The sequence below is a fragment of the Thiemannella venezuelensis genome, assembly GCF_014203605.1.
GTDB classification, from domain to species: domain Bacteria; phylum Actinomycetota; class Actinomycetes; order Streptosporangiales; family Streptosporangiaceae; genus Planomonospora_A; species Planomonospora_A venezuelensis.
This window is the reverse complement of sequence record NZ_JACHJJ010000001.1, coordinates 73308-86039: the sequence shown is the minus strand read 5'-3', so window position 1 is coordinate 86039 and position 12732 is coordinate 73308. Positions and strand designations below refer to the sequence as shown.

The window sequence follows — 12732 nt, the reverse complement described above, 5'->3', positions numbered from 1 at the left end:
GCGGCAGAAGATGAAGGCGTCCTACTCCAAGCGCTGCGGCTGCAAGGATCCCGAGACGGGCAAGCCACTCGACTCCAAGTGCCCGGAGCTCACCAAGCGCCGACACGGCACGCACGGCTTCACGACCCGCCTCGACACGACCGACCGGGCCGCGCGCCAGCTCAAGCGGTTCGGCTTCGCGACGCAGACCGCCGCAGAGCAGGCGTTCGGCCGCGTACGGGATCTAGTGCAGCTCGCCCGGGACGACGACACGGCCCGCCGAAAGATCGGCGACCTGATCTTCGCGACCAAGCACGGCCAGGAACTGCCCGACGTGGAGGAGGTCCGGCGCAAGCTGAAGCTCGGGCTCGACCTGACCGCTTCCGTCGGCACCGTCGCCGATCTGCTGGAGGACTGGTACGCCTCCAAGCGAGCGAAGAAGGAGTCGACCAGGCGCGGCTGGCGGCAGCACCTGGACCACTACCTCATCCCCCAGCTCGGCGACATCTCCCGTGACCGCCTCCGGGCCGCCCACATCGACGGGATGTTCGACACGATCGAGGAGTGGAACGCCGAGATCCGCACGGCCGCCGCCGAGAAGCGTGTCCCGAACCTGGCCGGGGACGTGCGCGAGCGCCACAAGGTCACCGGGGTCGCGACCCAGCACCGGATCTTCGCCACGCTGCGCAACGCCTACAACTGGGCCGTGAAACGGCGGATGGTCGAGTCCAACCCGTGCATGGGCGTGGAGCTCCCGGCGGAGGAGCGTGATCCGGCCCGGGTCTGGTCGCCCGAGCAGGTCGGGATGTTCCTGGAGGCCGCCGAACACGACCCGCTCGGACTGCTGTACCGCATCGTCCTGCTCCGAGGGCTGCGGCGCGGTGAGGCGTGCGGCCTGCGGTGGAGCGACCTCGACATGGACACCGGACACGCCCGGATCACTCAGACGGTGCTGCAGCTCGGCGGGCGGATCGTCATCGACACCCCGAAGACCAGGGCCGGGCACCGGGTCGTGTCCCTGGACACAGATACGGTGTCGCTGCTGAAGGCGCACCACTCGGTCCAGCGCCGGGAGCGGTTCGCGGCCGGTGACCGCTACGAGGACAACGACCTCGTCTTCCCCCGTCCCGATGGTCGGCCTCTGCCGCCGGACCGGGTGACGGAGCGGTTCAAGCAGATCGCGCGGGACACCGGGCTTCCGGTCATCAAGCTGCACGAGGCGCGGCACACGGCGGCCTCACTCGGTCTGGAGGCCGGACTGGACGTGAAGATCGTCTCCGCGCAGCTCGGGCATTCCACGACCACGATCACGCGGGATCTCTACCAGCACGTCCGCCAGGCCGTTCTGGACGACGCGGCGGAGAAGGTCGTGGCGCTCCTGCCGGGGCGGAAGGGCGCTCAGGAGGCGAGCTCGTGACGCCGTGTTCCCATTTTGTTCCCATCGGGGGGTCCCGGCGATGGCCGCCGGAACCGACTCCGACTGTTTCCCCTGGTCAGCGGAGAGCGTGGGATTCGAACCCACGAGGCCGGTCACCCGGCCTAGCGGTTTTCAAGACCGCCGCCATCGTCCACTAGGCGAGCTCTCCTGGTGACGCGCCCGCGGGACGCGTCAGATTGCACCCTAGTCTCTCACGACCCGTACCGCGTGGCGCCTCGTCCGGATCTCCCGGACGAGGCGCCACGCCGTACCCGGACTCAGGCGGACACGGGCGCGAACCCGTCGCCCACCGACGCGGCCAGGCGGAGGTAGGACTCGCGGGTGGCGGGCTGCAGCCTCTCCAGGTCGATCTCTGCGCCCTCCTCCAGGTGCGGGTCGTACGGCACGCGGATGACCGCGCGGCAGCGGGCGGCGAAGTGGGCCTCCAGCCGGTCGAGGTCGACGGTGGACTTCGACCGGGGACGGACGCTGCACAGCACCACCGTGGCGGAGCGGACGAGGTGCTCGTAGTGGTGGGCCTCCAGCCAGTCGAGCGTGGCCGAGGCGGCCCTGGCGCCGTCCACGGACGGGGAGCTGACCAGGACGAGCTGGTCGGCCAGGCCGAGGACGCCGGACATGGCCGAGTGGAGCAGCCCGGTGCCGCAGTCGGTGATGCAGATCGAGTAGAAGTTCTCCAGGACCTGGGCCACCGACTGGTAGTCGGACGCGCTGAAGGCCTCGGACACCGACGGGTCTCTGTCGGAGGCGAGGATCTCCAGGCGGGACGGGGCCTGCGAGGTGAAGGCCCGGATGTCGACGTAGCGCTTGATCTGGCCGCGCTCGTTCAGCAGGTCGCGGACGGTCGCGGCGGTCTCCAGCTCGACCTTGTCCGACAGGGTGCCCCGGTCGGGGTTGGCGTCGACGGCGATCACCCGGTCGCCGCGGAGCTGGGCGAGGGTGGCGCCGAGGCCGACCGTGGTGGTGGTCTTGCCCACCCCGCCCTTGAGGCTGAGCACGGCGACGCGGTGGTGACCGGTGGCCACCGGGGTCCGGGCGCGGGTGAGCAGCTCCCCGCGGCGGCGGACCTCGGGGGACTCGCCGGGCTTGATCAGGCCCGCCGAGGCCTTGAAGATCAGCTTGCGCCAGCCGCCGGAGGGCCCGTTGCGGCGGCCCTTGAGCAGCGACTCGGGGTCCAGGCTGTCGGCCGACGGCCGGGGGGTGCCCGGGTCCTGCCGGCGGGGCGGGGCGCCGAAGGCGGGCGCCGGAGGCTGCTGGCGGCGGCGCGCCTGGTACGGCTCCCGCACGGGCTCGGCCGCGTCCGGGTACGGCTCCCGCACCGGCTCGGCCGCGCCCTGGTCATCGGCGGCGGGAGGGGCGTTCCGGGCCGTGCCGAAGGCCGCCGCCCGGACGGCTCCGATCGTGTCGTTGCGATCGGGCTCGGAGATCCCGCCGCGACCAGGTTCGGCGGCCGTGTCCCCGCCGCGGGGGAAGACCTTGGCGGTCTCGGAGAGGTCGGGGGCGAACGCGCCGGGAGCGGAGTGCTCCTGCGGCGCGGCCGGGCCCTGCCGGTCCGTCCCGAAGGAGCCGGGCACCTGGAAGGAGCCGGAGGTCTCGGTGCCGCCGGCCGTGAACCGGTCGTATCCGGGATCGGTGTCACCCGGGCCGAACCGGTTGTATCCGGGGTCGGTGTCACCCGGGCCGAAGCGGACGGCGTCCGGTTCCGCGCCGGGCGTGAAGCGGCCGGCGGCGGGCTCGGTCCCGCCGGGGCCGGACGGCTCCGGGCCCGGAGCGGGCAGGCCGGCGGAGGGGAGCGTGAAGGACTCGCCCGCTCCCTCGCCGCGCCTGGGCTCCTCGAACAGCCCCCGGGCCGGCTCCGGCCCGGCGGAGGAGCCCGGCGCGTACTCGCCGGTCGTCCCGGAGCCGAAGCCCGTGCCGGAGCCGCCGGGGTCCGGGGAACCGGACTCCTGGCGGGGCAGCGGCTTGAGCGGGGCCAGGAAGGCGTCGTTGTCCTCCGGGGAGGGCATGGCGGGCAGCGTGAAGGAACTCGCCGCCTCCGCGGCCTCCGTCCACTCGGCCGCGTCCGCCGCGTCGGCGGCCTCCGTCTCCCGGTCCGCCGGCGGGTCCGCGACGGTCACGGACGTGCCCGCGGCGGCGTGCTCGGAGTCGGCGGCCGTGCGGAACAGCGACGACGAGGCGGTGTCGGGCTCCGTGGGCACCAGGCTCCACGGGTCCTGCGGATATGGCGATGCGACGGCGTCGTCCGTCGCCGCGGCTGCGGCGACGGTCACCGCGACGGGTGCCTCCTCCTGCTCCTTGATGGCGTCGAGCCAGGCGAGCTGTTCCTCGAGAGATTCCTCACGATCGTGTCTTGCCACCGTGTTCCCCCTCGGGATGGGCTAAAGGGGCAGCAAACACATTGAAGATTAACGCCCCGTGTTCTCTTCGATGCAGGCAACCACCGAGTTGGGTTCCCCGATAGCGTGAACCGCATGCACGCCATCATGATTGACAGGCCCGGCGGGCCCGAGGTCCTCTCCTGGCGGGAGGTTCCCGACCCCCGTCCCGGACGGGGAGAAATCATCATCGATGTGACGGCCTCCGCGGTCAACCGGGCCGACCTCCTGCAGCGCCAGGGCCTCTACGACCCGCCCCCCGGCGCCCCGCCGTACCTCGGGCTGGAGTGCTCCGGGGTCGTCGGCGAGGTCGGCGCGGACGTCGAGGGGTTCGCGCCGGGCGACCGGGTGTGCGCGCTGCTGGCCGGCGGCGGTTACGCGCAGCGCGTCGCCGTCCCCTGGCAGCAGGTCATGCGCGTCCCGGACCGGGTGGACCCGGTCGAGGCGGCGGGCCTGCCCGAGGTGGCGTGCACGGTCTGGTCCAACGTGTTCATGACCGCGAGGCTGCGCAAGGGCGAGACGCTGCTCGTCCACGGCGGCGCCAGCGGGATCGGCACGCTCGCCGTGCAACTGGCGAAGGCGTTCGGCTCGCGCGTCGTCGTCACCGCGGGATCGGCCGAGAAGATCGCCCGCTGCCTGGAGCTCGGCGCGGACGAGGGGATCGACTACCGCGAGGAGGACTTCGCGGAGAAGGTCCGGGCCGACGTGATCCTCGACATCATCGGCGGCAGGTACCTCGCGCAGAACGTGAAGGCCCTCAAGACCGGCGGCAGGCTCGTGGTGATCGGGATGCAGGGCGGCACGAGGGGCGAGCTGGACCTGGGGGCGCTGCTCGTCAAGCGCGCCTCGGTGCACGGCACCACGCTGCGCTCGCGTCCGGTCGACGAGAAGGGCGCCATCGTGCGCAGTGTCGTGGACGACGTCTGGCCGCTGTTCGACGCCGGTGCGATCCGCCCGGTGGTGCACGCGCGGGTGCCCATGAGCGAGGCGGCGCGGGCGCACCGGATCGTGGAGGCCGGCGAGCACGTCGGGAAGGTCCTGCTGACGAACGACTTGTGATCACGGGGGTCGTGTCCGCGCTCTGGACCGCCCCACCACCGGGCGGCAGTTAGTAGGTTGATTCCATGAACGCTGAGGAGAGCACCCCGCACATCGTGGTCGTGGGCCCCCAGGGCATGCAGCCCGAGGAGGAAGGCGACGGGCGGTCGATCACCGACCTGGTCGAGCAGCCCGCCAAGGTGATGCGCATCGGCAGCATGATCCGCCAGCTCCTCGAGGAGGTGCGCGCGGCTCCGCTGGACGACGCCAGCCGCAAGCGGCTCAAGGAGATCCACCAGAGTTCCATCAAGGAGCTGGAGGACGGCCTGGCGCCCGAGCTGGTGGAGGAGCTGGAGCGCCTGTCGCTCCCCTTCACCGAGGAGAACGGCGCCCCGCCGAGCGACGCGGAGCTGCGGATCGCCCACGCCCAGCTGGTCGGCTGGCTGGAGGGGCTGTTCCACGGGATCCAGACCACGCTGTTCGCGCAGCAGATGGCCGCCCGCGCCCAGTTGGAGAACATGCGGCGGGCGCTGCCCGGCGGCGCCTCCCTCCACCAGGAGGGCCACCAGCAGGGGAGCTCCGGGCCCTACCTCTGAGCACGGCCCGGCGCCCGGGCTCAGAAGATCTCTTCGAGGACCCGGGCGACCCCGTCGTCGTCGTTGGCCGCGGTCACGTGGTGCACCGCGGCCAGCACCTCGGGGTGGGCGTTGGCGACCGCGTAGGCGGTCCCCGCCCACCGCAGCATCGGCAGGTCGTTCGGCATGTCCCCGAAGGCGACCACCTCGGCCGGTGCGACCCCCTGCGCCTCGGCGAGCTCGGCCAGGGCCGAGGCCTTCGTCACGCCGTGGGCGCTCATCTCGATCAGCGCCCGGCCGCTGGAGTGGGTGGGCGTGACCAGGTCTCCGACCACCCCGCACACCGCCGCGTGGAGGATGTCGGGATCCATCCGGGGGTGCAGGGCCAGGAGCTTGGCGCAGGGGCGCGAGGTGAGGGTGGCCGTGCCGACGCGGAGCCCGGCGACGGCCTTGCTGTCCCAGCCGCCCAGCCGAAAGTCCGATTCGTGTGCAAATCCGCCCTCGTATTCCACTGAGAAGGAAAGTTCTGGAACTTTCTCCCGAAGCCTCCTGACCACCTCTTCGAGCACCTCGGGCTCGATCAGGTGGGATTTCACGATCTGCTCGGTGTGCAGGTCGTACACGAGGGCGCCGTTGGCGCATATGGCCAGCCCCCGGTGGTGTACGGCTCCCGCGACGGTGTGCATCCACCGCGGCGGGCGGCCGGTCACGAAGACCAGCGCGGCCCCGGCGCTCTCGACCTGGGCGAACGCGGCGGCGGTACGGGGTGAGACAGTGCCGTCCGAACGCAGGGCGGTACCATCGAGGTCTGTGGCGACAAGGCGGGGACTTCCCATAACAGGTCCCAGTCTGCACTGTGATGCCTGCCGCGCCAGTCCCGGGATCGCTTGGAGAGGAATCTTCCCGATGGCGGGAACACGCGGAGGCGGGATAGTGTTAGATGTGATGGCGTTGTATTAGCTGATCCCGTAGTGCATGACCAGAGCTAGATCTGAGCCACCCGGGGCCCCGCTGTACGACACACGGGGGTTCACGAGGTGTGAATCCCATAGTTTCAAATCCTGAGGGAGAGCTTTAATGGCTCAGGGAACCGTCAAGTGGTTCAACGCTGAAAAGGGCTTCGGCTTCATCGCACCGGACGGCGGTGCGCCGGACGTGTTCGTGCACTTCTCCGAGATCGTCGGCAACGGCTACCGTAGCCTCGAGGACGGCCAGCGGGTCGAATTCGAGATCACGCAGGGTCAGAAGGGCCCGCAGGCCTCGCAGGTCCGTGGCATCTGACGCATAGACCACTAGGTCACAGAGGCGGGGTTCGCTTTGCGCGAACCCCGCCTTCGTGCTTTCCGACCCCTCCGGCGGGGCTCACACCCTCCGGCGGGGCTCAGACCGCCCCCGGCGAGGCTCAGACCCGGTAGACCAGCCCCGAGAGCCGCCGGGCCAGGGTGCGGCGGAAGGCCGGGATCCGCGCCAGGGTCCGCAGGGCCAGGTTGCGGGCCGGGCGGGCGTGCCGGTTCATGGTGGCGAGGGCGGTCAGGCGGCCGGCGAACGCCACCACCTGCCCGGCCACCGGGCGCCTGGCCGCCTCGTAGGTGTCCAGGGCCTCCTCCGCGCCCTTCAGGGCGGCGCTGAGCGCCTCCCCCAGGACTGCGGCGTCCTGGATACCGGTGTTCATCCCCTGGCCTCCTGCGGGGCTGTGGACGTGCGCGGCGTCCCCGGCGAGGACGATCCGTCCCGCCCGGTAGGCGTCGGCCACCCGGTGGTGGACCCGGAACCGCGAGCCCCAGACGACCTCGTGCACCACCGCCCGCTCCCGCTCCGGTCCCCGGGCGTCCAGGAGCGCCTGGACGAAGGCCCCGTCGGGCGCGGCGGGCGCCTCGTCCGCGGTGGCCACGATCCGGTGGATCCCGCCGGGCAGCGGGGCGACCACGACCAGCCCGGCGGGCGAGAAGTAGAGGACCACTTCCCCGGCGGGCACCCCGCCGGTGAGCCGGACGTCGGCCAGGCTGAACGACTCGGCGTACCGCCCGCCGGTGAAGCCGATGCCCGCCTGCTCCCGGACCGTGCTGTGCATGCCGTCCGCGCCGACCGCGTACTTCGCCCGCACGGTGCTCCCGTCGGCCATGACCGCGGTGGCCTCCTCGCCGTCCTGGGTGAGCCTCTCCAGCCGGTACGGCCTGGCGACCCGGCCGCCCAGCTCGGCGAGGCGCTCCAGGAGGATCCGCTCGGTCTCGGCCTGGGAGATCATCAGCGTGTAGGGGTAGGCGGTCGGGAGGCCTCCGAACTCGACCGGGACGAGCACCCGGTCGCGGTCCCTGATCGTGAACCGGGGAGCCCGGATGCCCCGGGCGACCAGCCGGGCGGAGACGCCGAGCGGTTCCAGCACCTCCAGCGTCCTGGCGTGCACCACCGCGGCCCGGGAGGTGTTGCCGCCGGCGGCCTGGTCGTCGACGACGGTCACGTCGTGGCCCTGCGCGGCCAGGGAGACCGCGACGGTGAGCCCGGTGGGCCCGGCGCCGACGACGAGGACGTCCGTACGGGTGGGGAGCATCTCGGCCTCCGATGATTTATGCCAACGCTTGTTGGTCAACGTCTGTTGGCATAACTCTGCGCCTCGCGGGCGGCGAAGTCAACAGTTGTTGGCCTACAATCGTTGGCATGAGGAGATCCTCGGAGGACACCAAGGCGCTGATCCTGGCCGCGGCCCGCGAGCGCTTCGCGGCCGACGGGTACGAACGGGCGACCATCCGCGCCATCGCCGCGGACGCCGCGATCGACCCGTCGATGGTCATGCGCTACTTCGGCAGCAAGGAGAAGCTCTTCGCCGCCGCGGCCGACGTCGACCTGCGCCTCCCGGACCTGGCCGGGCTCCCGCGCGAGACCGTGGGGACGGCCCTCATCTCCCACTTCCTCGACCGGTGGGAGGACGACGAGGGCATGATGATCCTGCTCCGCACCGGCGTCACCAACGAGGCCGTCGCCGAGCGCATGCGCGGGATCTTCGCGGACCAGCTCGGCCCGCTGGTCGCAGGGCTGCACGACGACCCGGCCCAGGTCCCCCTCCGGTCCGGGCTCGCCGCCGCCCAGGTGCTCGGCATGGCCCTGTGCCGCTACGTGCTCCGCCTGCCCCCCGTCGCCGCCATGTCGCGCGAGGAGATCGTGCACTGGCTGGGCCCGACCCTCCAGCGCTACCTCGTCGGGTGACCGTGACCCCGCTCCGAGCGGGCCGTACGGCGGGCCGGGTCGGCGGGACGGCGGGGACCCGGCCTGAGCGGCCGGGTCCCCGCCTCGGGGCCTACTTGACCGGCTCCAGGACGTCGAGGCCGACGTAGGGGCGCAGGGCCTCGGGGACGACGACCGAGCCGTCGGCCTGCTGGTGGTTCTCCAGGATGGCGACGATCCACCGGGTCGTGGCCAGCGTGCCGTTCAGCGTGGCGGCGTGCTGCGGCTTGCCCCCGGCGTCGCGGAAGCGCACGGCCAGGCGGCGGGCCTGGAAGTCGGTGCAGTTGGAGGTCGAGGTGAGCTCGCGGTAGCGGCCCTGGGTGGGGATCCACGCCTCGCAGTCGAACTTGCGCGCGGCGGAGGTGCCGAGGTCGCCCGCCGCCGTGTCGATGATCCGGTAGGGGACCTCGATCTTGGCGAGCATCTCCTTCTCCCACGCGAGCAGGCGCAGGTGCTCCTCGTGCGCGTCCTCGGGACGGCAGTAGGAGAACATCTCGACCTTGTCGAACTGGTGGACGCGGATGATGCCCCGGGTGTCCTTGCCGTACGAGCCCGCCTCGCGGCGGAAGCAGGACGACCAGCCCGCGTAGCGCAGCGGGAGCGCGGCGGCGTCGAGGATCTCGTCGGCGTGGTAGGCCGCGAGCGGCACCTCGGAGGTGCCGACCAGGTAGAGGTCGTCCTCGGCCAGGCGGTAGATCTCCTTGTCGTGGGCCACGTGGAAGCCGGTGCCCTGCATCGCCTCGGGCTTCACCAGGACCGGGGTGATCATCGGTGTGAACCCGGCCGCGACCGCCTGCTGCATGGCCATGTTGAGCAGGCCGAGCTGGAGCCGGGCGCCGGCGCCCTTGAGGAAGAAGAACCGCGCGCCCGAGACCTTGGCCCCGCGCTCCATGTCGATGGCGCCGAGCAGCTCGCCCAGCTCCAGGTGGTCCCGGGGCTCGAAGTCGAAGGCCCGTTTCTCGCCGACCTCCTCCAGGACGACGTAGTCGTCCTCGCCGCCGTGCGGGGCGTCCTCCTCGACGATGTTGGGCACCGTCTGCAGGACCGCGTCGAGCTCGGCCGCCAGCTTCTCCGCCTCGGCCTCCCGCTCCTTGACCTGGGCGGCGAGATCCTTGGCGCGGTCGAGCAGCGCCGCCTTCTCCTCGCCCGAAGCCTTCGAGACGGACTTGCCCATGGTCTTCTGCTCGGCGCGCAGGGACTCGAACGAGCTCAGCGCGGAGCGGCGGCGCTCGTCCAGGTCGAGCAGCGTCTCGACGACGGAGTCGTCTGCACCGCGGGCACGCTGCGACGCCCGTAGCCGGTCGGGATCCTCACGAAGGGTACGCAGGTCGATCACAGAGACAGGGTACCGACGTACGGCTCCCGCCCGCGCGGATATACCGCCTACCGGAGCGTCCCCGGCTCGGGGGCCCCGCCCGCCACCGCAGCGCCTTCAGGCCCGCGACCCGGTGGGCGCCGGTCTCGCCGTCCGTCCGGCCCGCCCTCGCCCGGCCGGGCATCCACGGCGCCTCCCTCATCAGGTTGGACGCGCCACGGATGCCTTGCGTTCAGGCTCTCTGATGATTTCCCGGATTCCCGGCGATCAGACCAGCCCGGTCCTGATCCTGGCCAGCCAGTCGCCGGCCTCGGCGAAGTCGGCGTCGGCCGTGCCCCGCTTGACCTGAGGAGGCACGCCGTCGGCACGCGGATAGCTGCCGAGGAAGCGGACCTCGGAGCAGACCCGGTGGAGCCCGGAGATCGCCTCGCCGACGCGGGCCTCGGCGACGTGGCCCTCGAAGTCGAAGTGGAAGAAGTAGCGGCCGATGCCGTCGCCGGTGGGCCGCGACTCGATGCGGGTCAGGTTGACCCCGCGCACCGAGAACTCGGTCAGCATCTCCAGCAGGGCGCCCGGGTGGTCGTCGGAGAGGAAGACCACCAGGGAGGTCCGGTCCGCTCCGGTGGGCTCGGGCAGGGGCGCGGGCCGGATCACGTGGACGAACCGGGTCATCGTGTCGGAGCGGTCGCCGATCCGCGCGGCCAGCTCGACGAGGCCGTAGTGCTCCCCGGCGATGCGCGCGCCGATGGCCGCGTCGTACGGCGAGGCGGGCAGGGACACCTCCTGGGCCGCCCCGGCGGTCGACGGGGCGGCGATGGTCACCGCGTCCGGCAGCTCGCGGGCGATGAAGCCGCGGCACTGGGTGAGGGCCGCAGGGTGGGAGAAGACCCGCTTGATCTGCCCGATCTCGGTGCCCGGGCGGGCCAGCAGCGAGAACTCGACCGGCAGCAGCACCTCGGCGGTGATCAGCAGCGGGTCGCCCCAGGCGAGCTCGTCCAGGGTGGTGGCGATGCCGCCCTCCAGCGAGTTCTCCAGCGGGACGACGGCGCCGTCGGCCTCGCCCCGCCGGGCGGCGTCGAGTGCCGCGCTGACGTTCGCGCTCGGCAGGCGCTCGGCTTCCGGCGCCAGGATCCGCAGGGCCTCCTCGGCGAAGGTCCCCTCCGGTCCCAGATAGGCGAGTTTCGGCATACCACCAGGTTATCCGGCGGGTGTCCGGAAGTGCGCGCAGAACGGCACACTCGGCGCCCGGAAAATTCCCCCGCGGAAGGGACGACCCGCAGACGCCTCCCGGGAGCCCGCAGGTCAGGACGGCACGGCCCGCAGGGCCTCCTCGCGGAAGGCCTCGCGCCGTCTCGGCAGCCAGACTCCGAGCAGCCAGACCAGCCCCAGGGCGCCGAGCCCGAACGCGTTCTGCACGATCTTGCCCAGCACCGGGCTGACGACCGGGATCTCCGCCGCCCTGATCGCCACTCCCCACCAGGGGATCGGCACCACGTAGTAGAGCCACACCCCGGCCGCCACCCGGACCCGCACCGGGTCCCGCCCGTCGCCCGCGATCGCGCCGAGCACCACGACCACCCAGGCCAGATGGTGGATCCAGGCCACCGGGGAGAGCAGCACGGCCATCAGCCCGACCAGGGCGAAGGCGGTCGGCGCGTCCCCGCCGAGCAGCGCCCGGCGGGCGTGGAGGAAGCCGTACCGGCCGACGACCGCCACCAGGGCGACCCAGATCAGGCCGGTCAGCGTGTCGGGCAGGTAGAGCCGGATGAGCATGCCGCGCATCGACTGGTTGGTGGTCGCGGCGTTGGACCCGAGCCGCTCGGGGTCGAGCAGCGCGCGGAACCAGAAGTCGGCGGCGTCGGCCGGGATCACCAGGAACGGCAGCAGGGTCAGCAGCGCGGCGGTGAAGGCGGCCATGAAGAAGGTCCTGCGCTGCTCCTCCCGCGCCCCGGGGCCGAACCCGGTGACGAGGAGGTAGATCAGGAAGACGCCGGGGGTGAGCTTGACCGCCGTGGCCAGCCCGATCAGCATGCCGCGCGGCCACACCGGCCGCCGCGCCGCGCAGTCGGCCAGGCAGAGCGCGACCAGCAGGATGTCCACCTGTCCGAAGCGGACCTGGTCCCTGATCGGCATCAGGTAGGTGCACGCGACCGTCAGGAACGCGAACGCCAGCGGCATCCAGACCGGCCGCGGCACCCGCGGGACCGGTCCGCCGCGCTCCGGCCCGCCCGCGGCCGTGCCGGGGCGGCCGATGCGGGCGAGCGCCTCGCGGAAGCCGTACCCGACGGTGACCACCAGGGTGGCGAAGATCCCCGCCGTCCACACCCACTGCGCCGCCGGCCAGGACATCGCCGCCAGCGGCGCGGCCAGCAGCGCCGCGATCGGCGGGTAGGTGAAGGGCAGCAACTGCGGCGCGGGCGTGAAGAAGTCGTACACCGGCCGCCCGGAGAGGACCATCTCCCCGCCGGTACGGTAGACGTCCAGGTCGACCAGGCGCTGGTCGTCGGGGTTGCCGAGCCAGTGGAGCACCAGGGGCGCCGCGGCCGCCGCGACGATCAGCAGCGCGAGCGGCCACACCCACACCGGCCGTCCGCCCGCCACCCGCCCGCCCGCCGGCCGGTCGCCCACGCTCACCTCGCCACTCGTCACGACGAGGCAGGCTACCGTGAACGACCGGAAAGACCGGCGGGAACGGATACGGGGGATCGGATGAGCTCAGCACGCGGGAACCACCGGCCGTCCGGTACGGCTCCGGCCCGGCCGCTCCCCGCGTCACCCGGCACCGCCCCGGCCCGG

At 72.3% G+C, this 12732-nt stretch carries 11 protein-coding genes and 1 tRNA gene; 5 read left to right on the top strand and 7 right to left on the bottom strand.

Annotated elements, in window-relative coordinates; all coding sequences use genetic code 11:
- The first annotated feature begins 10 nt into the window (after window positions 1-10).
- Window positions 11-1396, top strand: a complete 1386-nt coding sequence (locus FHS22_RS00455) for a tyrosine-type recombinase/integrase (RefSeq protein ID WP_184937282.1) — start codon at window positions 11-13, stop codon at window positions 1394-1396.
- Window positions 1397-1476: 80 nt separating this feature from the next.
- Here the strand turns inward: FHS22_RS00455 and FHS22_RS00450 are convergent.
- Window positions 1477-1565, bottom strand: a tRNA-Ser gene (locus tag FHS22_RS00450).
- A gap of 109 nt (window positions 1566-1674) precedes the next feature.
- The gene (locus FHS22_RS00445) at window positions 1675-3771 is read right to left on the bottom strand and encodes a MinD/ParA family ATP-binding protein (protein ID WP_338047537.1); all 2097 of its coding nucleotides are present in this window, start codon (window positions 3769-3771) and stop codon (window positions 1675-1677) included.
- 114 nt (window positions 3772-3885) lie between these two features.
- On the opposite strand from FHS22_RS00445, the gene FHS22_RS00440 reads away from it, so the two are divergent.
- Window positions 3886-4848, top strand: a complete 963-nt coding sequence (locus FHS22_RS00440) for an NAD(P)H-quinone oxidoreductase (RefSeq protein WP_184937280.1) — start codon at window positions 3886-3888, stop codon at window positions 4846-4848.
- 65 nt (window positions 4849-4913) lie between these two features.
- The gene (locus FHS22_RS00435) at window positions 4914-5423 is read left to right on the top strand and encodes a bacterial proteasome activator family protein (RefSeq protein ID WP_184937279.1); all 510 of its coding nucleotides are present in this window, start codon (window positions 4914-4916) and stop codon (window positions 5421-5423) included.
- Between the two features lie 20 nt (window positions 5424-5443).
- On the opposite strand, the gene FHS22_RS00430 is transcribed toward FHS22_RS00435, so the two are convergent.
- Window positions 5444-6238: an HAD family hydrolase gene (locus FHS22_RS00430; RefSeq protein ID WP_184937278.1), complete on the bottom strand. Its 795-nt coding sequence runs from the start codon at window positions 6236-6238 to the stop codon at window positions 5444-5446.
- A 241-nt stretch (window positions 6239-6479) separates the two neighbouring features.
- Here FHS22_RS00430 and FHS22_RS00425 point away from each other — a divergent pair, with 241 nt between their 5' ends.
- Window positions 6480-6683, top strand: coding sequence for a cold-shock protein (locus FHS22_RS00425; RefSeq protein WP_184937277.1), 204 nt, complete (start codon window positions 6480-6482; stop codon window positions 6681-6683).
- A 121-nt stretch (window positions 6684-6804) separates the two neighbouring features.
- On the opposite strand, the gene FHS22_RS00420 is transcribed toward FHS22_RS00425, so the two are convergent.
- Window positions 6805-7989 carry an FAD-dependent oxidoreductase gene (locus FHS22_RS00420; protein ID WP_221473068.1) on the bottom strand — a complete coding sequence of 395 codons (1185 nt, stop codon included), beginning with the start codon at window positions 7987-7989 and terminating at the stop codon, window positions 6805-6807.
- A gap of 68 nt (window positions 7990-8057) precedes the next feature.
- Here FHS22_RS00420 and FHS22_RS00415 point away from each other — a divergent pair, with 68 nt between their 5' ends.
- Window positions 8058-8603: a TetR/AcrR family transcriptional regulator gene (locus FHS22_RS00415; protein ID WP_184937275.1), complete on the top strand. Its 546-nt coding sequence runs from the start codon at window positions 8058-8060 to the stop codon at window positions 8601-8603.
- A gap of 91 nt (window positions 8604-8694) precedes the next feature.
- On the opposite strand, the gene serS is transcribed toward FHS22_RS00415, so the two are convergent.
- From serS to FHS22_RS00400, 3 genes are all read right to left on the bottom strand, one after another.
- Window positions 8695-9957 carry a serine--tRNA ligase gene (gene serS / locus FHS22_RS00410; RefSeq protein ID WP_184937274.1) on the bottom strand — a complete coding sequence of 421 codons (1263 nt, stop codon included), beginning with the start codon at window positions 9955-9957 and terminating at the stop codon, window positions 8695-8697.
- Window positions 9958-10203: 246 nt separating this feature from the next.
- Complete coding sequence (gene pheA, locus FHS22_RS00405; RefSeq protein ID WP_184937272.1) at window positions 10204-11124, bottom strand: prephenate dehydratase; 921 nt, start codon at window positions 11122-11124, stop codon at window positions 10204-10206.
- Window positions 11125-11238: 114 nt separating this feature from the next.
- Window positions 11239-12585, bottom strand: coding sequence for a glycosyltransferase 87 family protein (locus FHS22_RS00400; RefSeq protein ID WP_338047536.1), 1347 nt, complete (start codon window positions 12583-12585; stop codon window positions 11239-11241).
- Between the last annotated feature and the right edge of the window lie 147 nt (window positions 12586-12732).

Bases quoted from the DNA above. Each gene is read 5' to 3' on its own strand.
- FHS22_RS00455 (WP_184937282.1), top strand. From the start codon at position 11: ATGAAGGCGTCCTACTCCAAGCGCTGCGGCTGCAAGGATCCCGAGACG.
- FHS22_RS00440 (WP_184937280.1), top strand. From the start codon at position 3,886: ATGCACGCCATCATGATTGACAGGCCCGGCGGGCCCGAGGTCCTCTCC.
- FHS22_RS00435 (WP_184937279.1), top strand. From the start codon at position 4,914: ATGAACGCTGAGGAGAGCACCCCGCACATCGTGGTCGTGGGCCCCCAG.
- FHS22_RS00430 (WP_184937278.1), bottom strand. From the start codon at position 6,238: ATGGGAAGTCCCCGCCTTGTCGCCACAGACCTCGATGGTACCGCCCTG.
- FHS22_RS00425 (WP_184937277.1), top strand. From the start codon at position 6,480: ATGGCTCAGGGAACCGTCAAGTGGTTCAACGCTGAAAAGGGCTTCGGC.
- FHS22_RS00415 (WP_184937275.1), top strand. From the start codon at position 8,058: ATGAGGAGATCCTCGGAGGACACCAAGGCGCTGATCCTGGCCGCGGCC.
- pheA (WP_184937272.1), bottom strand. From the start codon at position 11,124: ATGCCGAAACTCGCCTATCTGGGACCGGAGGGGACCTTCGCCGAGGAG.